Source organism: Jiangella mangrovi, assembly GCF_014204975.1.
Lineage (GTDB): Bacteria > Actinomycetota > Actinomycetes > Jiangellales > Jiangellaceae > Jiangella > Jiangella mangrovi.
In genome coordinates this window covers 1,631,583-1,651,208 of sequence record NZ_JACHMM010000001.1, presented here as the reverse complement: position 1 = coordinate 1,651,208, position 19,626 = coordinate 1,631,583, and the positions used below count along the sequence as shown (strand labels likewise).

The window sequence follows — 19,626 nt, the reverse complement described above, 5'->3', positions numbered from 1 at the left end:
GGCCGCCGTCAGCGCGCGCTCGCCCTGCCCACCGCGGGCGGGGCGAGCGGCGACCGCGCCTCGGCGCATCAGCGGCTCCCGATCCGGGTGAGCTCGAGCCAGTCGAGGTTGAAGTTCTGGTAGGCGTCCGGGTCGATCCGGACCGTGAAGTGGTGCGTCCCGCGGTCCAGTACGATCTCGCCGGCCGGCTGGGTCATGAAGTTGTTGTGGCCGGTGGTGGTCCGCACGTCCACCGGGCCGAGGCTGCCGCCGTCGTCGAACTCGAGCGTGAACCGGCCGGCGGGGCGGTACGGCGACGACACCCGCGCGGTGACGGCGTACCGGCCCGGCACCCGCACGTCGGCGGAGTAGCGGATCCACTCGCCGCCGCGGATCCAGCAGACGACGGTCGCGCCGCCGTTGTCGCAGACGTCGACGCCCTCGTACTCGCGGGCCGCGCCGCCGCGGTTCTCGGCGTCCTGGTCGGAGTAGCCGACGCCGACGCCGTCGATCGAGTAGTCCTCGGCCTGCACGCGCACCGTGCCGGGCCGGGGCTCCGCCGGCCAGTCCCGGCCGGCCTCGCGCGCGGCCAGCCAGTCGACCAGCTGGTCCTGGTCGTCGGTCTGGATCATCGACGCGCCGTGCCGCTCGACGACCGGCTCCCACCCGTCGGCCGGGTCGACCAGCGACCTCTCGTCGGTGTAGCCGGCGGCCAGGCCGTACCACATGGTGTTGATCCAGACCCGCGCGTGCTCCCGGATGCCGGCGACCGTGGCCGGCTGGATCTGCGGGTCGGTCAGCCGGTCGAAGACCAGCTCGTACGCCTGCGGCCGGGTGGCATCGGTGAAGGTGCCGATCGACGACGCGTTCCCGTCGCCGACGACGTGCGTGTAGAGGATCTCCGGGTCGCGCGCGAGGAACGCCTCGACCTCGGCGACCGGCGCGTCGCTCTTGAAGATCGCGTTGCGCAGCGTCCCGGTCCGGGCGAGCAGGTCGTACTCCTGGTCGCGGAACGGCCAGCCCTTGTCGAGGTTGACCATCGCCCGGTCCTTCACGACGGCGAGGGCCTCTTCCAGCGTGGGCACCTGGTGGTCGGTGACGGCGGCCTGCGCGCCGCCGAGGTGCTCCTTGAGCCGCAGCGCCTTGATCTGCGCGAGCGTCAGCGACGAGACCGCGCCGGTGCCGTTCGTGGTCCGGTCACGGTGGTGTCGTGCATGAGCACGAGGTGCCCGTCGGCCGTGCGCTGCACGTCGATCTCGACGACGTGCGCGCCGCGGTCGATCGCCTGCTCGACGGCGGCGATCGAGTTCTCCGGCGCGCCGCGCCAGTAGCCGCGGTGCGCGATGACCATCACGCCCGCGTCGAGGCCGTGGTCGAGGTACATCTCGTGGATGTCCTCGATGCCGGTGACGCTGCTGCTCGGTTGGGTCGTCGCAGCGGTGACGGGGTCGGCTGCGGCGGGCGGTGGCGGCGGCGCCTGGTCGTCCGCGCGGACGAAGCCGGCGACCGTCAGCGCGACGGCGGCCGTGGTGATCGCCGTCGTCCTCAGGGTGCTGGGCATGGGTTCTCTCCCGGGGGGGGTGGGGGTGAACCCACTACTTTCGGGAGGAAAGGTGTGCGGTGAAGGGCCTCCGGGTGACGCCCGCCCGACGCTCCTGTGAAGTCGGGCGCCTTGACGCACGACGGGGCCGGCTCGCGCCGACCCCGTTCGCTCCCTGCGGTTCGCCCCGGCTACCTCAGCAGCGCGACGAACAGTGACAGGGAAACACCCAGAACCAAGGACACTCCCCGGATGATCGGCCTGAGATCCCGAAGGATCAGGCTGACGACCTCGGTGTGCTGTCGCAGCCTTTGCAGGCGTTCCAGCAAGGTGCGTCCTCGACTGTTGTTGTGGTTCACGAGATACCTTCCCTCGCGGGGGCACCAGGTGAACCGCTCTAACAGTCCGCCCGGTAGCCCGTTTCCGGACTACGTCGGGCGGAGTCCCAATGTAGTTAGCCCTGCAGCATGACACTTGGTCAGCGAATTCGTCAACGCGTAGACTGGTGCCGCCGGAGTAGGTGCTCTAACACCGATGATCCCGGTGAGAGCCCCGGCGCGTGGGTTGTGGTTCCGCGTCGGGGCTCTGTCATGTGCGGGGCTCTCACCCGGCCAGAGGTATCGGGCGCGCAGAATGGTGGACATGGCAACGACTGGACGGGCCCGGGTCCGCGCTCCCGAACTGGTGGGCCGCGGCGGCTGGCTGAACACCGGCGACGTGTCGCCGACCCTCGCGGGCCTGCGCGGACGCTTCGTCCTGCTCGACTTCTGGACCTTCTGCTGCATCAACTGCCTGCACGTCCTCGACGAGCTGCGCCCGCTCGAGGAGGCCTACGCCGATGAGCTGACGATCATCGGGGTGCACTCGCCGAAGTTCGTGCACGAGGCCGAGCACGAGGCCGTCGTCGCGGCGGTGGAGCGCTACGGCGTGCACCACCCGGTCATCGACGACCCCGACCTCACGACCTGGCAGAACTACGCCGTGCGGGCCTGGCCCACGCTGACGCTGGTCGACCCCGAGGGCTACGTCGTGGCGCAGTTCTCCGGAGAGGGGCACGCGCACGCGCTGGCCGCGATCCTCGACGAGCTGATCCCGGTGCACGAGACCAAGGGCACGCTGCGCCGCGGCGACGGCCCGTACGTCCCGCCGGAGCCCGAGCCGACCACGCTGCGCTTCCCCGGCAAGGTCGTCGCGCTGCCCGGCGGGACCTTCCTCGTCAGCGACAGCGGCAACCACAGCCTGGTCGAACTGGCCGACGACCTCGAGACGGTGGTCCGGCGCATCGGCACCGGCGAGCGCGGCCTGGCCGACGGCGGCCCCGGCGAGGCCCGCTTCAACGAGCCGCAGGGCCTGACGCTGCTGCCGCCGGAGCTGCGTGAGCCGGCCGGCTACGACGTGCTCGTCGCCGACACCGTCAACCACGTCCTGCGTGGCGTGCGGCTCGCCGACGGCCAGGTCACGACCGTCGCCGGCACCGGGCGGCCGTGGATGCAGGGCGACCTCGAGCCGGGCTCTCTGTCGTCGCCGTGGGACGTCGTCTGGTCGCCCAGGGACGAGACCGTCGTCGTCGCGATGGCCGGCATCCACCAGCTGTGGCGGTTCGACCCGGTGGCCGGCATCGTCGCGCCGCTGGCCGGCACCACGAACGAGGGCCTCGTCGACGGCAAGCTCGGCGAGGCGTGGTTCGCCCAGACGTCCGGGCTCACGGTCGGCGGCGACGGCGTGGTCTGGCTTGCCGACTCCGAGACGTCGGCGCTGCGGTGCCTGCGCGACGGCGTCGTCGAGACCGCCGTCGGCACCGGCCTGTTCGACTTCGGCTTCCGCGACGGCCCGGCCGGCCAGGCGCTGCTGCAGCACCCGCTCGGCGTGACGGCGCTCCCGGACGGCTCCGTCGCCGTCAGCGACACCTACAACAACGCCGTCCGCCGCTACGACCCCGCGACCGGCGAGGTGAGCACGCTCGCCACCGGGCTGCGCGAGCCGAGCGGCGCGGTCGTCGACGGCGAGCACCTGGTGGTCGTCGAGTCGGCGGCGCACCGGCTCACCCGGGTGCCGCTGGGTTCGGCGGCGACGGCGTCCGGCTCGGCCCACCGCACCCAGCGCCCCGTGCTCGACGTCGCGCCCGGCGAGGTCGAGCTGGTCGTCGTCTTCGACCCGCCGCCGGGGCAGAAGCTGGACGAGCGCTACGGCCCGGCGACCCGGCTGACGGTGTCGTCGACGCCGGGGACGCTGCTGGCCGGCGGCGAGGGCCGCGACACCGCGCTCACCCGCCGGCTGGTCGTCGAGCCGAGCGGCGACGGCGACGGTTCCGGCGTGTTGCACGTCGCCGCCATGGCCGCCTCGTGCGACGACGGCGGCGAGAACGCCGCCTGCCACATCCACCAGCAGGACTGGGGCATCCCGGTCCGCCTGGTCGACGGCGGCACCGCGCGCATCGAGCTCGTGCTGTCCGGCGGCTGACCTGCACTGACACTGCGCACTACCGATTCCTGGAAGTGTCGCTAGAATCTTGGTCATGCGACCAAGAAATGAGGCGACCGACCAGAAGCCCCGGTCCTTCATCGAGGCCGCCCGCCGCGACCAGATCGTCGCGGCCGCCATCGAGACCCTGGCTGAGCTGGGCTACGCCAAGACGTCCTTCGCCCGCATCGCCGAGCACGCCGGCATCAGCGCGGGGCTCATCTCGTACCACTTCGACAACAAGTCCGAGCTGTTCCAGCAGGTCGTCGCCGACATCAACGGGCTCATGGACGGCTGGCTCACCGAGCACATCGGCGACGCCGGCTCCTACCGCGAGGCGCTGCAACGTCTCATCGAGGGCTTCGTGGTGTTCTGCGACACCCACCGCGCGCAGGTGCTCGCGCTCGGCCAGCTGCTGGCGGGGGTGGGCGGGCACGAGAACGGCGAGCTGGTCCGGTCGCAGCGCGAGCAGTCCGTCGGCCAGATCGAGCAGATGCTGCGCGAGGGCCAGGAGCACGGCGAGTTCCGCGACTTCTCGCCCCGGTTCATGGCCGTCACCCTGCTCGGGAGCATCGAGGCCATCCCGGCCGAGCTGTTCGCCAGCCCCGACACCGACGTCGCCGCCTACGCGAAGGAGCTGTCCATGACGTACGACCTCGCCGTCCGCCGGTCGCGCCTGAGCCGGATGACCCGTGGCTGAGCAGCCGATCGCCCTGCGCTCGCCCGAGCACCGCGTCGAGCGGCGCGCCATGGGCCTGTGGGCGCTGCAGTCGCTCATCGGCTTCGGCGTGCTCGCCGGCCTGGTGACCGCGGCCTACCTGATCTTCGACGGCGCCCGGTCCTGGCTGGGCCCGATCCTGGTCGTCGTCGCCGTCTGGGGTGCGGTCGTCACCGTCGTGATGCCGCTGTGGCGCTACGCCGTCCACCGCTGGGAGGTCACCGAGGACGCCGTCTACGCCGTGTCCGGCTGGGTCGTGCGCGAGTGGCGGGTCGTGCCGCTCTCGCGCATCCAGACCGTCGACACCATCCGAGGTCCGCTCGAGCAGGTCATGAACCTCGCGACCCTGGTGGTCACGACGGCGTCCTCGCGCGGCGCGGTCAGGGTGCCGGGCATCGACGCGACGGTCGCCGCCCGCGTGGCCGAGGAACTGACGAAGATCACCCAGCGCACGCCCGGCGACGCGACATGAGCACCGAGGAGGTGCCCTGGCAGCGCCTGGACACCCGCGTCGTCTGGGTCGACGCCGCCAAGACGCTGCTCTCCATGGTCCCCGCCGGCATCGCCATCGCGTTCTTCGGCGCCGAGATCAACTGGGGCACCATGGGCCCCATCCTCGGCGCCACCGCGTTCGGCGTCCTCGGCGGCATCGCCGACCTGCTGCGCTGGGTCAAGACCCGCTACCGCATCACCGACGAGTACGTCGAGCGGCGCACCGGCCTGTTCGTCCGGCAGCACCGCTCCATCCGGCGCGACCGCATCCGCAGCGTCGACACGTCGGCGAAGCTCCGGCACAAGCTCGCCGGGCTGCGCGTCGTCACCGTCGGCGCCGGGCAGCACAGCGCGGCCGGCGAGGCGGCCCTGATGCTCGACGCCGTCCGCACCGAGACCGCGGAACGGCTGCGCCAGGAGTTGCTGTACGGCGTCACTCCGGCCGCGGCTCCGGCGGGAGCGGACCCCGTCGACGAACCCGCCGAGGCACGCCCGGACGGGAACGTGCTGGCACGCCTGGAGCGGTCCTGGGTCCTCTACAACATGTTCAGCATCTGGGCGTTCCTCATGGCGGCCGGGCTGCTGTGGGGCACGTACTGGCTGCTGCAGATGTTCGGCCTCGACCCGGCCGGCTTCGTCCAGGGCCTCGCCGACTGGGACGCCGTCGGGACGGCGTGGACCGTCCTCATCGCGGTGGCGGCGGTCGGCGTGGTCGGCGTCGTCGGGCTGGCGGTCAACTTCTTCACCGAGAACTGGCGGTTCGTGCTCGAACGCGTCCCGGGCGAGCGCGGCACCGTCCTGCGCACCACCCAGGGCCTGTTCAAGACCCGCGAGGTCAACCGCGACGACAACCGCCTGCGCGGCGTGCAGATCGCCGAGCCGCTGCTCTGGCGCTGGATCGGCATGGCCGACACCACGGTCGTCTCGACCGGCCTGAGCATCTGGAGCATGACGCCGTCGGCGCAGATCCTGCCGCGCGGGCCGGTCTCGGTCGCCCGCCGGGTCGCCGCCGAGGTCCTCGGGACCACCCCCGGCCCGCTCGACCGGACACTGCGGGCGCACCCGCGCCGGGCCCTGCGCCGCCGGGCCGGCTGGGCGCTCACCACCACCGCGCTCGTCACCGGACTGCTGGCCTGGCTGACCACGCTCATCGACGCCCTGCCCGACGGCGTCTGGCTCGCCGGGCTCGGGGTGCTGCCGGTGGGTCTGGCGCTCGCCGTCGTCGCCTACCGCGCGCTGGGGCACACCGTCGCCGACGGCTACCTCGTCGTCCGGTCCGGCGCGTGGGCCCGCACCACCGCGGCGCTGCAGAGTCGCGCCGTCGTCGGCGTCACGTTCCGGCAGTCGCTGCTGCAGCGCCGGCTCCGCCTGGCCACCGTCGAGGTCACGACGGCGGCGGGCACCGGCGGGTACTCGGCGCTCGACGTCGCGTCGGCCGAGGCCGTCGACCTCGCCGACGCTGCCGCGCCGGGGCTGCTCGACCCGTTCCGGGCGAGCACGCGACCCCGTCCGGCCGAGACGGTGGCCGACGTCGTCGAGGCTCAGGCCCGCCCGTAGACGTGGTCAACCGCGATGCTCACCAGCACCCGCTCGTCGCGGACCATCGCCGCGCGGAAGTCGTCCCAGTCCGGGTGCTCGCCCCGGGCGTCGCGGTAGTGCTCGACCAACGCCTCGACGGTGTCGTCGTGCGGGTCGCGCGCCACCGGGGTGAGCGTGGCGACACCCTCGGCCGCCACCCATGTGCCGCCGCCCGGCCCCGTCGCCTGCAGCGTCGCCCGCGGGTCGCGGCGCAGGTTGCGGGTCTTGGCCAGCGGGTCGCGGACGGAGACGCGGACCAGGTCGGTGCCGAGGTCGTAGTGGTAGGTCACCACGGACACCTGCGGCCGGCCGTCGCGCTTGACGGTGGCCAGCACGCCGAGGTTCTGTCCGGCCAGGAGCTTGCGGAGGGCGTCGTCGCTCATGTCCGCGATCAACGCGGCCGGCCCGGGACCGCATTCCGCCCTGCTCGCGGGTGGTGGTGACGAGCGTCTCCGTCGCCGATGGTGTCCCTCGGCCGCGGAACCGGTAGACTGGGGGACAAGCCAAGGCCTCGTGATCGTGCGAGGCCTGATTTTGTGCCCGAATTCTGTGACGGTGGAACGTCGAGGGAAAGTCGGGTACCCCGCGCCCCTCGAAGGCCTACCGTGCGTCCGCCCGCTTGCGGACGTGCTGGGGTGCGCGCCCGCGCTCTACCGATTCGGAGCACAGTGACTTCGTACGACCCTGCCGGCGGTTCGACCGGCACCGATTCCCGTTCCTCCTCCGGCTACCGCCAGCAGCGTTCCGACCGCCGTGGCGGTCCGCGCCGCGAGGACGGCGGCTACCGGCGTGAGGGTGGCTTCCGCCGTGACGGCGAGTTCCGTCGCGACGGCGGGTTCCGCCGTGACGGCGAGGGCCGCCGGCCGTTCCGTGGCGACCGCCGCCAGGGCGGCCGCCCCGCCGACCGCCGGCCCTTCGATCCCGAGCGGCGCGCCGCCATCGAGGCGTTCGACCCGGCCGGCTCGGCGTTCTCCGGCATGGGCGTGCCGGACCGCGTCGTGAAGATCCTCGGCGTCGACGGCATCGTCGAGCCGACCCCCGTCCAGGCGGCCGTCATCCCCGACGCCATCGCCGGGCGCGACGTGCTCGGGCGCGCCAAGACCGGCTCAGGCAAGACGCTGGCGTTCGGCCTGCCGATCCTCGCCCGCCTCGACGGCAAGCGCAGCGAGCCCAACCGCCCGCGCGCGCTCATCATCGTCCCGACCCGCGAGCTGGCCGGCCAGGTCACCACGGCGCTCGAGCCGCTGGCCGAGGCGCTGCGGCTGCGCATGGTCACCGTCTACGGCGGTGCGCCGTACGACCGGCAGATCCGCCGGCTCGACCGCGGCGCCGACGTCGTCGTGGCCACCCCGGGCCGGCTCAGCGACCTCATCGAAAAGGGCATCTGCAAGCTCGACGACGTCGAGGTCGTCGCGCTCGACGAGGCCGACCACCTGTGCGACCTCGGCTTCTACCCGGTCGTCGACGAGCTGCTCGCCGCCACGCCCGAGGGCGGGCAGCGGATGCTGCTGTCGGCCACGCTCGACGGCGACGTCGACAAGCTGGTCCGCCGGCACCTCAACGACCCGGCCAAGCACGAGATCGACCCCGACGCGGGCTCGGTCACGACCATGGACCACCACGTGCTGGTCGTCGGCCCGTACAACAAGCTCGAGGTCATGACGGAGCTGATGCGGGCCAACCCGCGCAGCATCGTCTTCACCCGCACCAAGGACGGCGCCACGCGCCTGGCCGAGGACCTCGAGGACGCCGGCGTCGCCGCCGTCGACCTGCACGGCGACCTGTCGCAGCGGGTCCGCGAGCGCAACCTCGACCGGTTCCGCTCCGGCCGCGCCAAGGTCGTCGTCGCCACCGACGTCGCCGCCCGCGGCATCCACGTCGACGGCGTCGGCATGGTCGTGCACTTCGACCCGGCCGGCGAGCCCAAGTCGTACCTGCACCGCTCGGGCCGCACGGCTCGCGCCGGTGCCACGGGCGCCGTCGTCACCGTCGCGACCCCGCGTCAGGTGCGCGGGCTCGGCGACCTGCTGCGCCGCGCCGGCGTGACGGCCAAGAACGTCGACGCCCGCGCCGTCGAGGGCCCCATCACCCCGACGTCGCTCGCCGACGCGCCGGCGATGGTCCAGGAGCGCGAGCGGCCCCGCTCGTCCGGCAACGGCCGGCCGAACCGGTCCGGCTCGGGCCGCCCCTACAAGGGCGCCGGCGCCGGCCGCGGCCGGCCCTCGGGTGGCTACGGCCGCCGCCGCGACTGACCCCGTCGCACGACAGCACCGACGACACGATGCGCCGTCGCGACTCGATCCCGGGTCGCGGCGGCGCGTCGCCGTCTCCCGTCCGGCGCGGGGGTCGGGTCAGGGGCCGAGCAGTTCCGCGCGCACGTCGCGCCGTGTGGCCGCGACGTGCTCGCGGGCCAGCCGGCCGGCCGCCGCGCCGTCGCGCCGCCGGATCGCGTCGACCAGCGCCTCGTGCTGACGGCGGGAGGTGTCCTGCCGCTGCGGCGCGACGGTGGAGAAGTAGAACCGGGCCCGCATGCTCAGCGTGCGGACGAACCCGGCCATGAGGGTGTTCTGCGAGCAGTCGGCCATGGCGCTGTGGAACTCGGCGTTGATGCGGGCCAGCTCGACGGGGTCGGTGGAGCGCCGCTGCCGGCCCACGATGTCGTCGAGGATGGCGAGCTGCTCGCCGGTGCGACGCTCGGCCGCCAGCGAGGCGGCGTGCGCCTCGAGGAATGTGCGGCTCTCGAACAGGTCGGCCAGCTCCTGCTCGCTGCGCCCGCGGACGAACGCGCCCTGGTGCGGCCGGAACTCGATCCAGCCGTCGACGCCGAGGGCGCGCAGGGCCTCGCGGACCGGGATGTGGCTGATGCCGAGCTGCTTGGCCAGGCCGTCGGCGTTGAGGTGCGCCCCCGGCTGCAGCACGCCCTGCAGGATGGCCTCTTCGAGGAGGTCGCGGACGTGCGGCGCGGTGCGCCCGGCGCGTTGCATGCGATTCAGCGGTGCGAGCCCGGCGATGCCGGTGGTGACGGCGCCCGTGGACACGATGCAACTCCCTCCGCGCGAACAGCGAGATCCTATCCGATCGTTCGCTGCCGACGGAGTGGCGCGGACGGGTAACTCTGCAGATCAGGGGCGGTTCCTGGCGCTTTACCGCGAGGCAACACAGCGGAAACGCGACGGTGATCCTATAGGTTGGGCCGCGGTGACCCGCGGCGGCGGAACCGTGCCCCGGCGGGGGTCCGTTGACCACCCCCGCCGCCGGATCTAAGGTATCCGTATGGCGATGCATTCAGTTCCGGATTGCGGAAAATGACCTGGGTCGCGGAGCTCACCGAGGCCCTCGGCGCTGAGAACGTCATCACCGACCCGGCCCGGCTGCGCACCTACGAGTGCGACGGTCTCACCGGCTACCGCGTGGTCCCGGCCATGGTCGTGCTGCCGCGGTCCACCGACGAGGTGGCCGCCGCGGTCCGGGTCTGCGCCCGGCACGGGGTCCCGTTCGTCGCCCGCGGCGCCGGCACCGGGCTGTCCGGGGGCGCGCTCCCGGTGGCCGACGGCATCGTCGTCTCGCTGCAGCGCCTGCGCCGCATCGTCGAGGTCGACCCCGTCAACCTGCGCGCCGTCGTCGAGCCGGGTGTCACGAACCTCGACATCAGCAAGGCCGCCGCTCCGTACGGGCTGTACTACGCGCCGGACCCGTCCAGCCAGCAGGTCTGCACCATCGGCGGCAACGTCGCCGAGAACTCCGGCGGCGCGCACTGCCTGAAGTACGGCTTCACCGTCAACCACGTGCTGGCCGCCGAGGTCGTCCTGGCCGACGGCACCGTCACCACGCTCGGCGGCGACTCGCCGCAGCTGCCCGGCTACGACCTGCTCGGCGCGTTCATCGGCTCCGAGGGCACGCTCGGCATCGTCACACAGGTCACCGTGCGGCTCCTGGCCAAGCCGGCCGCCGTCCGCACCATGGTGGCCGACTTCGCGACGGTGGCCGGCGCGGGCGACGCGGTCACCGGCATCATCGCGGCGGGCATCGTCCCGGCGGCCGTCGAGATGCTCGACAACCTCGCCATCCAGGCGGTCGCCGCGTCCACCGAGAGCGTCTACACCCCCGACACCGCCGCCGCGCTGGTCGTCGAGCTGGATGGCCCGCCCGACGACGTCGCCGAGCAGTTCGACGAGGTGCAGGAGATCTGCCGGGCGCACGGCAGCACGAAGATCATGCTGGCCAGGGACGCCGAGCATCGCGCGCTGATCTGGAAGGGCCGCAAGGCGGCGTTCGCCGCGGTCGGACGGATCAGCACCGACTACTTCGTCCAGGACGGCGTCGTGCCGCGTGGCCGGCTGGCCGAGGTGCTCGGCCGCATCGCCGCCATGGCCGACGACGCCGGCATCCGGGTCGCGAACGTCTTCCACGCCGGCGACGGCAACCTGCACCCGCTGGTCCTCTACAGCGAGGCCGAGGGCCAGCACGACCGCGCCGAGCAGCTGTCGACGGAGATCGCGGAGCTGTGCGTCGAGCTCGGCGGGTCGCTGTCGGGCGAGCACGGCATCGGCGCGGACAAGGCCTGCTCGATGCCGCGGATGTTCGGCGAGGACGACCTCGCGACGATGCTGCGGCTGCGCTCGGCGTTCGACCCCGACGGCCTGTGCAACCCCGGCAAGGTGTTCCCGACGCCGCGGCTGTGCGGCGAGCGGCCCGGGCGGTACCGGCCGCACCCGCTGGAGGAGGCCGGGGTGATCGAGCGGCTATGAGCGACACCTACCGGCCCACCGGCCTGGCCGAGCTGCGCGACGCCCTGGTGGACAGCAAGGGCGAGCGGCTGGCCGTCGCCGGGGGCGGCAGCGCAGCGGACTGGGGTGGTGCGCCCGAGCACGACGCCGTCCTCGACACCACCGGCATGAGCGGCCTGATCAGCTACAACCCGACGGACATGACGGTGGCCGTGCAGGCGGGCATGCCGTTCGCGACGCTGCAGGAGACGCTGGCCGAGAACGCGCAGTGGGTCGCGCTCGACCCGGCCCGCGCGGCCACCGTCGGCGGGCTGGTCGCGACGGCCGACGCCGGGCCGGTGCGGCACACGTACGGCACGTCGCGCGACTCCGTCATCGGCGTGACGGTCGTGCTGGCGGACGGGACGGTGGCCCGCTCCGGCGGGTACGTCATCAAGAACGTCGCCGGCTACGACCTCGCGAAGCTGTTCCACGGCTCGCTCGGCACGCTGGGCGTGCTGGCCGAGGTGATCCTGCGGCTGCACCCGCGCCCGGCGGCGACGGCGACCCTGGCGGTCCCGTGCGACGCGGCGACGGCCTTCGACCTTGGCGGGACGCTGGTCCACGGCGGCCTGGAGCCGGTCGCGTTGGAATGGTCGGACGGTGTTCTGCTCGCCCGCTTCGACGGGACGGCGGGCGGGGTCGAGGACCGCCTGCGCCGGGCCCGCGCACTCGCCGGCGCGGACGCGACCGAGGCGGCAGCAGACGCCTGGGATGCCGTCGCCGATCTCGTCCGCGGCACCGACGGTGACACCGTCGTCCGCCTCGGCACGGCGCCGGACCGCACAGCGTCGCTGGCCGCGCTGGTCGGCCGCGAGGCCTCGGCGCACGCCGTCGATGCCGCCATGGCCAGCAGCCCGTACGCCGGCGCGCACACCGTCCGGCTGCGTGGAGCGACGGCGGCCGCGCACGCCGCCGTCGTCACCGCCCTGCGTGGCGAGTACCCCGCCGCCACCATCTGCCGCTGGGCCGACGGCCTGCGCGACGAGCTGCCCGCGTGGGGCGAGCCGCCGCCCGCCGTCGCCGTCCTGCGCGCGGTCAAGCGCAGCTTCGATCCCGACGACCGCTTGTGCCCCGGAAGGTTCGCACCATGGTTCTGATCCCCGGCGAGACCGGCTCGTTCGACGCGCACCACCCGCCGCGGCGCGACCTGCTCGACGACTGCGTGCACTGCGGGTTCTGCCTGCCGACCTGCCCGACGTACCTCGTCGACGGCGAGGAGATGGACTCCCCGCGCGGGCGCATTTATCTGATGGACCTGGCCCAGCGCGGCGAGATCCCGCTCGACCGGACCATGGCCGGGCACATCGACTCCTGCCTGGGATGCCTGGCCTGCGTGCCGGCCTGCCCGTCGGGCGTGCAGTACGACCTGCTGCTCGAGGCGACCCGGCCGCAGCTCGAGCGGCACGTCCCGCGCACCCGCATGGACCGGCTGGTCCGCCGGGCGATCTTCGCGGTGTTCCCGTACCCCGCGCGCATGCGGGCGGCGGCGGTGCTCGGCGTGCTGTACCGGCGGCTGGGGCTGCGCTGGCTCGCGCACTCGCTCGGGATCGTGCACCGGCTGCCGGCCCAGCTGCGCGCCGCCGAGGACCTGCTGCCGCCGGTGCCGGTGCGCTCGCTGTTCCGCCGGCTCCCCGCGGGCGCGACGGCGGCCGGCGAGAAGCGGCTGCGGGTCGCCATGCTCGAGGGCTGCGCGCAGCGGGTGCTGTTCGGCGACGTCAACGCCGCGACCATGCGGGTGCTGGCGGCCGAGGGCTGCGAGGTCGTCGTGCCGCAGGGCCAGCAGTGCTGCGGTGCGCTCGAGCTGCACTCCGGCCTCGAGAACGACGCCGCCGCGCGCGCCCGCCGGATCGTCGACATCTTCGAGGAAGCCGAGGCGGACGTCGTCGTCGCCAACGTCGCCGGCTGCGGGTCGTCCATGAAGGAGTACGGGCAGCTGCTGCGCGACGACCCCGCCTACGCCGAGCGTGCCGCCCGGTTCGCCGCGTCGGTGCGCGACGTCCACGAGGTGCTCGCCGAGCTGGAGCCGCGGGCGCCCCGGCATCCCATCCACGCGAAGGTCGCGTACCACGACGCCTGCCACCTCGCGAACGCCCAGCGCATCCGCAAGCAGCCGCGTGACCTGCTGCGCGCCGTCCCGGGCGTCGAGGTCACCGACATCCCCGAGGCGGAGATCTGCTGTGGCTCGGCCGGCATCTACAACCTCGTCCAGCCGGACACCGCCGAGGAGCTGGGCCGGCGCAAGGCCGCCCACATCGAGTCGACCGCGCCCGACGTCATCGCCACCGCCAACGCCGGCTGCCTGCTGCAGGTGCGCCGCTTCCTCAGCGAGGACATCCCGCTGGTGCACCCGATCGAGATCCTGGACGCCTCGATCCGCGGCGTGCCGCTGGCGAAGGCGCGACGGTGACGGCGTCAGGCGCGGGTCTGGCCGATCAGCTCGTCGGAGAGGTCGCGGGCGGCCCGGGTCAGCAGCGGCACGGCGCGCTCCACGAGCTCGTCGGTGACCCGCGACGACGGCCCCGAGATGGACAGGGCGAGCTTCGACGGCGCGTCGGGCACGGCGACGGCGACACAGCGCACGCCGATCTCCTGCTCGCCGTCGTCCATGGCGTAGCCGCGTTCGGCGGTGAGGGCGATCTCGCGCACGAACGCCGCCGGGTCGGTGATGGTGTGCTCGGTCTGCTTCGGCATGCCGGTGCGCTGCAGCATCTCGTCGACCGTCCGCTCCGGCAGCGTCGCCAGCACGGCCTTGCCGACGGCGGTGCAGTGCGGCCAGACGCGGCGGCCGACCTCGGTGAACATCCGCATCGAATGGCGCGACGGCACCTGGGCGACGTATACGATCTGGTCACCGTCGAGCATCGCGAGGTTCGCCGACTCGCCCAGCTCGTCGACCAGGTGAGTGAGCTGCGGCCGCGCCCAGGTGCTGAGCATGGTCGAGGAGCTCTCGCCGAGCCTGATCAGGCGCGGCCCGAGGGCGTAGCGTCGCGACGGCTCCTGACGCAGGTAGCCGAGGTCGACGAGGGTACGGACGATGCGGTGGATGGTCGGCAGTGGCAGTCGCGAGACCGTGGCCAGCTGGGACAACCCCATGCTGCCGCCGTGGTCGGCCATGGTTTCGAGCAGGCCGAACGCGCGCTCGACCGACTGCACGCCACCCGAGCGAGCCCTCGACGAGGCAGGATCTTCCCCGTGCCGTCGGCCGGCGGCCCGTTGTCCGCTTTCCACACAGCAGATACTAACCTCCGCAATACGAACTTTGGAGAAGACGCATGGCAACACCCAGCCCGGGATACGCGATCACGGTCCGCGTCGAGGCGCCGTCCTCGTCGACGGCCACCAGTGGCCTGGCGGCCGCCGTCAGCGCGGCCGGGGGTGCGCTGACCGCTCTCGACGTGGTCGAGTCCTTCGCCGACCGGCTGGTCGTCGACGTCACCTGTGACGCCGTCGACTCCGACCACGCCGAGTCGATCACCAAGGCGCTGGCGCAGGTCGCCGGCGTCACCGTCCGGAAGGTGAGCGACCGGACGTTCCTCATCCACCTCGGCGGCAAGCTCGAGGTGAACCCCAAGGTGCCGCTCAAGCACCGCGACGACCTCTCCCGCGCGTACACGCCCGGCGTCGCCCGGGTCTGCCTCGCCATCGCCGAGAACCCCGAGGACGCCCGCCGGCTCACCATCAAGCGCAACACCGTCGCCGTCGTCACCGACGGGTCGGCCGTGCTGGGGCTGGGCAACATCGGCCCGGCCGCCGCGCTGCCGGTCATGGAGGGCAAGGCGGCGCTGTTCAAGCAGTTCGCCGGCGTCGACGCCTGGCCGGTCTGCCTCGACACCCAGGACAGCGACGAGATCGTGTCGATCGTCAAGGCCCTCGCGCCGGTGTACGGCGGCATCAACCTCGAGGACATCGCGGCGCCGCGCTGCTTCGAGATCGAGGCGCGGCTGCGCGAGGCGCTCGACATCCCCGTCTTCCACGACGACCAGCACGGCACCGCCATCGTGGTGCTCGCGGCGCTCTACAACGCGCTGCGGGTGGTCAAGAAGTCGCTCGACGACGTCCGCGTGGTCGTGAGCGGCGTCGGCGCGGCCGGGCACGCGATCATCCGGCTGCTGGCCGCCCAGGGCGTCACCGACATCGTCGCCTGCGACCGCCGCGGCGCCGTCCACCCCAACGGCGAGGGCCGCGACGAGTTCCGCCGCTGGATCGCCGAGAACACCAACCCGCGCGGCGTCACCGGCACGCTCAAGGAGGTGCTGGCCGGCGCCGACGTCTTCATCGGCGTCTCCGGTCCGAACCTGCTCACCGGCGACGACATCGCGACCATGGCGTCGGACGCGATCGTGTTCGCGCTGGCCAACCCCGACCCCGAGGTCGACCCCATCGCCGCGCGCGAGCACGCCGCCGTCGTCGCCACCGGCCGGTCGGACTTCCCGAACCAGATCAACAACGTGCTGGCGTTCCCCGGCTTCTTCCGCGGCATGCTCGACGCCGGCGCGCACGAGATCACCGACGCCGCCATGCTCGCCGCGGCCCGGGCCATCGCCGACGCCGTCGGGCCCGAGCAGGTCAACGCCAGCTACATCGTCCCGTCGGTCTTCGACCCCGAGGTCGCTCCCGCCGTCGCCGCCGCCGTCAAGCACGCGGCCCACGCGACCGCCTGACGCCTCGAGTCTGCTCGCTGGTCTGGGCCGCCGGCCCAGACCAGCGACTCGGTCGGGCAACGCGTCAGTCGAGCCGTATCAGGAGCCGGTCGATGATCAGCTCGGTCGCGGAGGTGAGGTCGTAGCCGTCTGGGCGGCGGACCATCAGCGGTTCGAGGTCGACCTGGAATGAGCGGTCGGCGAGCTTGGCGCGCAGGTTTGCGATGGCCTTGGCCGAGGTGAGGCCGTCCGGCCGGTACGGCGCGAACGCGTCGAGGATCTCGTCCGCAGGGATCTCCAGTTCCACCAGCGCGAGCCACAGGTCGAAGAGATCGCGTCCCTTCGAGCGCTGGTAGAGGGCGCGGATCTTGGTGGCCACCAGCTCTGCGGTGTGGAAGGTCAGGACCTCGGCCTCACCGGTCCACCACGGCGAGTCGACCCGATGAACGAGGCGGTGGTGCGGCCTGGCAGGGGATCGCTCATGGGTGTTGACCTCGATCTTAATGCGGATCCGCGTGCCCTCGGTCGATGTGGTGCGCCACAGCACCTTCGGATGCTGCGTGATTCGGGTGCGGACCTCGAACCCAAGCGTCTCGCCCAGGTCGGTGAGAGCGCGCGTCATCTCACGGATGCCGCCAGAGCTCGACCGGACATAGTCGAGATCTTCGCTGTAGCGGTACGCGGCGCCGACATGGAGCTTGTGAAAGGCGGTCCCGCCGCGGAAGACGAGTTCCTCGCCGAGATAGGTATCTGTCGCGATCGCACAGATCGCCCGGGAGAGCAGCAGATCCTGCTCGACTTGCGCCGTCGTCGGCCACGGATGGGCTACGGACCACGAGGTGATGGCGTCGCGGGGGATCACCAGGACTCCTCTTCGACCTCTCGGTTGATGCGCAGGCGCCACCGCGTGTCCAGCCCGCCCTCGTGCGGGCCGGTCGGGTCGAGCAACGAGGGTGAAGTCGTCCTGGCGTACACGGCCTCGCGCAGCGGTTCGAGGTCCACCCCAGGCGCGAAGCGATCGAGGAACCACCCGGCGCGCCGTCCCACCGTCGCCGCAAACAGTTCTGCCGCCTGGGCGAGGGCCTCGACATCGAGTCGGCTCTGGTCGGCGAGTTCGGCGATGACGGTGGCCGCGTTGTCGATTCCGCCGGCTGCATCGAGGTCGGCCGCGATGTCCAGCACCGTCAGCTCAGGCGTCGCCACCCGGGCGGTACCGGACCGCGTCTGCTGCTCCACCACCGGCCGGTCTCGCACTGAGTCACGTTCCAGGAAGGTGAACCGGGAACGCCCGATTCGACGTGATCGCACATGCCGGCCAGTGGCCACCTGGAAGACCTGCGGCGCCTGGTGAGAAGCGCCGTGGAGCTCGGCGGCGGACAGCCAGCCCACGTAGTAGTCGACATCCAGGTGCCGCATGAGGACGTCGACGATTTCGATGCCGGGTGGCGCCCCCCACGTCCTGAACTCCGGGGACACGGGGATCCAGAGCCCGTGCGCCGGCGTCACCCATTCTCCTCGGCGCGTCGGAGCGTGTAACCGCCGCCGGACCTGGTCCGGCGGCACGGCTAGCAGGTCCGCTGCGTCAGCGGTCGTCACGGCTCCCACGCCCAGGGAGAGCAGCCGGTCGGCGAGTTCCGGTGCCCGCACACGGTCGGCATCCCGGTTGTTCATATGGACAATCGTCACGCTTTCCGTGACGTTTTGCAATATCAATCACGGCGCCGTGTGCCTGGCCCGGGCGAGACGAGACCCGCCGCCCGGTTGTGCCGGGCGGCGGGTTCGGTGTGCGTGAGCCGTGTCGTTCGTCAGGGCATGCGCTCGTAGGCGGGCAGGGTGAGGAAGTCGACGTAGTCGTCGGCGAGGGAGAGGTCGGTGAAGGTGGCCCGGGCCTCGGCCCAGTGGACGCCGCCGAAGGCGTCGGCGCCGACGCGCTGCTCGATGGCCGCGCACTCCTCGTCGATGAGCCGCTCGACCAGCTCGCGGGTGACCTGCTGGCCGTCGGCGAGCTTGACCCCGTTGTGCCGCCACTGCCAGACCTGGCTGCGACTGATCTCGGCGGTGGCGGCGTCCTCCATGAGGTTGTTGATGCCGACGGCGCCGGTGCCGCCCAGCCAGGCGGCGAGGTACTGGACGCCGACGGAGATGTTGCCGCGCAGGCCGGCCTCGGTGACCTCACCGGGCGTCGAGGCGACGTCGAGCAGCTGCGCGGCCGTCACCTGGACGTCGTCGCGGGTGCGGTCGATCTGGTTCGGCCGGTCGCCGAGGACGGCGGTGAACGCGTCGCGGCAGGTCTCGACCATGCCGGGGTGTGCCACCCAGGAGCCGTCGAAGCCGTCGCCGGCCTCGCGCGTCTTGTCGTCCTGGACCTTCGCGAACGCGGCCGCGTTGATCTCGGGGTCGCGGCTGGGGATGAACGCCGCCATGCCGCCGATGGCGTGCGCGCCGCGCTTGTGGCAGGTGCGCACGAGCAGTTCGGTGTAGGCGCGCATGAACGGCACCGTCATGGTGACGGAGTTGCGGTCCGGCAGCACCCAGTCCGAGCCGCGGGTGCGGAAGTTCTTGATGACGCTGAACATGTAGTCCCAGCGGCCGGCGTTGAGGCCCGCGGAGTGCTCGCGCAGCTCGTAGAGGATCTCCTCCATCTCGAACGCGGCCGGGTAGGTCTCGATGAGGACGGTGGCGCGGATGGTGCCGCGCGGGATGCCCAGCGCCTCCTGGCCGATGACGAACGCGTCGTTCCAGAGCCGCGCCTCGAGGTGGCTCTCCATCTTCGGCAGGTAGAAGTACGGGCCCTGGCCGCGGTCGAGTTGGTTCTGACCACTGGTCGCGAGGTACAGCGCGAAGTCGACGAGGCCGCCCGACGTCGGCTCGCCGTCGACGAGGATGTGCTTCTCGGGCAGGTGCCAGCCGCGCGGCCGGACGACGATCGTGGCCAGCGGCTGGTCGGTACGCAGCGCGTAGTGCTTGCCGTCGGGGTTGGTGAACTCGATGGTCCCCTCGATGGCGTCGAGAAGGTTGAGCTGGCCGCCGACGACGTTCTCCCACAGCGGGGTGTTGGCGTCCTCCTGGTCGGCCAGCCACACCTTCGCGCCGGAGTTGAGCGCGTTGATGGTCATCTTGCGGTCGGTGGGGCCGGTGATCTCGACCCGGCGGTCCTCGAGGCCGGGCGCCGGCGGCGCGACCCGCCACGAGTCGTCGGCGCGGACGTCCGCTGTCTCGGGAAGGAAGTCGAGCTGGGCGCCCGCGGCGATGGCGGCCGTGCGCTCGGCGCGTCGCTGCAGCAGCTCGAGCCGGCGCGGGTTGAGCTCGCGGTGCAGCCGTTCGATGAGGCTGAGCGACGTCGGGGTCAGCACCTCGTCGAACCGTTCGTGCAGAGGACCGGTGACCTCGATACCCGCCATGGTGCGCACTCCTCAATTTCCGCTATTCGGAAGTTGCTATCCGAATAAC

At 72.5% G+C, this 19,626-nt stretch carries 15 protein-coding genes and 1 pseudogene; 9 read left to right on the top strand and 7 right to left on the bottom strand.

Annotation, left to right across the window (positions count from 1 at the left end; all coding sequences use genetic code 11):
• Positions 1-68 precede the first annotated feature (68 nt).
• A pseudogene (locus HD601_RS07675) lies at positions 69-1,540 on the bottom strand (glycerophosphodiester phosphodiesterase family protein).
• Positions 1,541-2,161: 621 nt separating this feature from the next.
• Here HD601_RS07675 and HD601_RS07670 point away from each other — a divergent pair.
• From HD601_RS07670 to HD601_RS07655, 4 genes are read left to right on the top strand one after another with little or no spacing between them, the layout of a single operon-like run.
• Positions 2,162-3,979, top strand: coding sequence for an NHL domain-containing thioredoxin family protein (locus HD601_RS07670; RefSeq protein WP_184820716.1), 1,818 nt, complete (start codon positions 2,162-2,164; stop codon positions 3,977-3,979).
• 55 nt (positions 3,980-4,034) lie between these two features.
• The gene (locus tag HD601_RS07665) at positions 4,035-4,679 is read left to right on the top strand and encodes a TetR/AcrR family transcriptional regulator (protein WP_184820714.1); all 645 of its coding nucleotides are present in this window, start codon (positions 4,035-4,037) and stop codon (positions 4,677-4,679) included.
• The gene (locus tag HD601_RS35500) at positions 4,672-5,169 is read left to right on the top strand and encodes a PH domain-containing protein (RefSeq protein ID WP_221440680.1); all 498 of its coding nucleotides are present in this window, start codon (positions 4,672-4,674) and stop codon (positions 5,167-5,169) included. The genes HD601_RS07665 and HD601_RS35500 overlap by 8 nt, the downstream gene beginning before the upstream one ends.
• Positions 5,166-6,746, top strand: a complete 1,581-nt coding sequence (locus HD601_RS07655; RefSeq protein WP_184820712.1) for a PH domain-containing protein — start codon at positions 5,166-5,168, stop codon at positions 6,744-6,746. Before HD601_RS35500 ends, HD601_RS07655 begins: the two co-directional genes overlap by 4 nt.
• Here the strand turns inward: HD601_RS07655 and HD601_RS07650 are convergent.
• On the bottom strand, positions 6,731-7,150 hold the full coding sequence (locus HD601_RS07650; RefSeq protein ID WP_184820710.1) for a PPOX class F420-dependent oxidoreductase: 420 nt from the start codon (positions 7,148-7,150) through the stop codon (positions 6,731-6,733). The two genes, HD601_RS07655 and HD601_RS07650, sit on opposite strands and share 16 nt — an antisense overlap.
• A 285-nt stretch (positions 7,151-7,435) precedes the next feature.
• Between HD601_RS07650 and HD601_RS07645 the strand changes: the two genes are divergently transcribed.
• Entirely contained in the window at positions 7,436-9,019 is a 1,584-nt protein-coding gene (locus tag HD601_RS07645; RefSeq protein WP_221440676.1) for a DEAD/DEAH box helicase, read from the top strand.
• A gap of 99 nt (positions 9,020-9,118) precedes the next feature.
• Here HD601_RS07645 and HD601_RS07640 read toward each other — a convergent pair whose 3' ends face one another.
• Positions 9,119-9,805 (bottom strand): FCD domain-containing protein, encoded by a 687-nt coding sequence (locus HD601_RS07640; protein ID WP_184820709.1) that lies wholly within the window; start codon positions 9,803-9,805, stop codon positions 9,119-9,121.
• A gap of 267 nt (positions 9,806-10,072) precedes the next feature.
• Between HD601_RS07640 and HD601_RS07635 the strand changes: the two genes are divergently transcribed.
• From HD601_RS07635 to HD601_RS07625, 3 genes are read left to right on the top strand one after another with little or no spacing between them, the layout of a single operon-like run.
• Positions 10,073-11,515 carry an FAD-linked oxidase C-terminal domain-containing protein gene (locus tag HD601_RS07635; RefSeq protein WP_184820708.1) on the top strand — a complete coding sequence of 481 codons (1,443 nt, stop codon included), beginning with the start codon at positions 10,073-10,075 and terminating at the stop codon, positions 11,513-11,515.
• Positions 11,512-12,633 carry an FAD-binding oxidoreductase gene (locus tag HD601_RS07630; protein WP_184820707.1) on the top strand — a complete coding sequence of 374 codons (1,122 nt, stop codon included), beginning with the start codon at positions 11,512-11,514 and terminating at the stop codon, positions 12,631-12,633. Before HD601_RS07635 ends, HD601_RS07630 begins: the two co-directional genes overlap by 4 nt.
• Positions 12,624-13,943, top strand: a complete 1,320-nt coding sequence (locus tag HD601_RS07625) for a heterodisulfide reductase-related iron-sulfur binding cluster (protein WP_184820706.1) — start codon at positions 12,624-12,626, stop codon at positions 13,941-13,943. Before HD601_RS07630 ends, HD601_RS07625 begins: the two co-directional genes overlap by 10 nt.
• Before the next feature lie 5 nt (positions 13,944-13,948).
• Here the strand turns inward: HD601_RS07625 and HD601_RS07620 are convergent, their stop codons facing one another.
• The gene (locus HD601_RS07620; RefSeq protein WP_343076387.1) at positions 13,949-14,689 is read right to left on the bottom strand and encodes an IclR family transcriptional regulator; all 741 of its coding nucleotides are present in this window, start codon (positions 14,687-14,689) and stop codon (positions 13,949-13,951) included.
• A 119-nt stretch (positions 14,690-14,808) separates the two neighbouring features.
• On the opposite strand from HD601_RS07620, the gene HD601_RS07615 reads away from it, so the two are divergent.
• Positions 14,809-16,197 (top strand): NAD-dependent malic enzyme, encoded by a 1,389-nt coding sequence (locus tag HD601_RS07615; protein ID WP_184820705.1) that lies wholly within the window; start codon positions 14,809-14,811, stop codon positions 16,195-16,197.
• Positions 16,198-16,261: 64 nt separating this feature from the next.
• On the opposite strand, the gene HD601_RS07610 is transcribed toward HD601_RS07615, so the two are convergent.
• From HD601_RS07610 to aceB, 3 genes are all read right to left on the bottom strand, one after another.
• Positions 16,262-17,038, bottom strand: a complete 777-nt coding sequence (locus HD601_RS07610) for a nucleotidyl transferase AbiEii/AbiGii toxin family protein (protein ID WP_184820703.1) — start codon at positions 17,036-17,038, stop codon at positions 16,262-16,264.
• Positions 17,035-17,682 carry a type IV toxin-antitoxin system AbiEi family antitoxin gene (locus HD601_RS07605; RefSeq protein WP_221440674.1) on the bottom strand — a complete coding sequence of 216 codons (648 nt, stop codon included), beginning with the start codon at positions 17,680-17,682 and terminating at the stop codon, positions 17,035-17,037. Before HD601_RS07605 ends, HD601_RS07610 begins: the two co-directional genes overlap by 4 nt.
• Before the next feature lie 299 nt (positions 17,683-17,981).
• Positions 17,982-19,577, bottom strand: a complete 1,596-nt coding sequence (gene aceB / locus HD601_RS07600) for a malate synthase A (RefSeq protein ID WP_184820699.1) — start codon at positions 19,575-19,577, stop codon at positions 17,982-17,984.
• Positions 19,578-19,626: the final 49 nt, after the last annotated feature.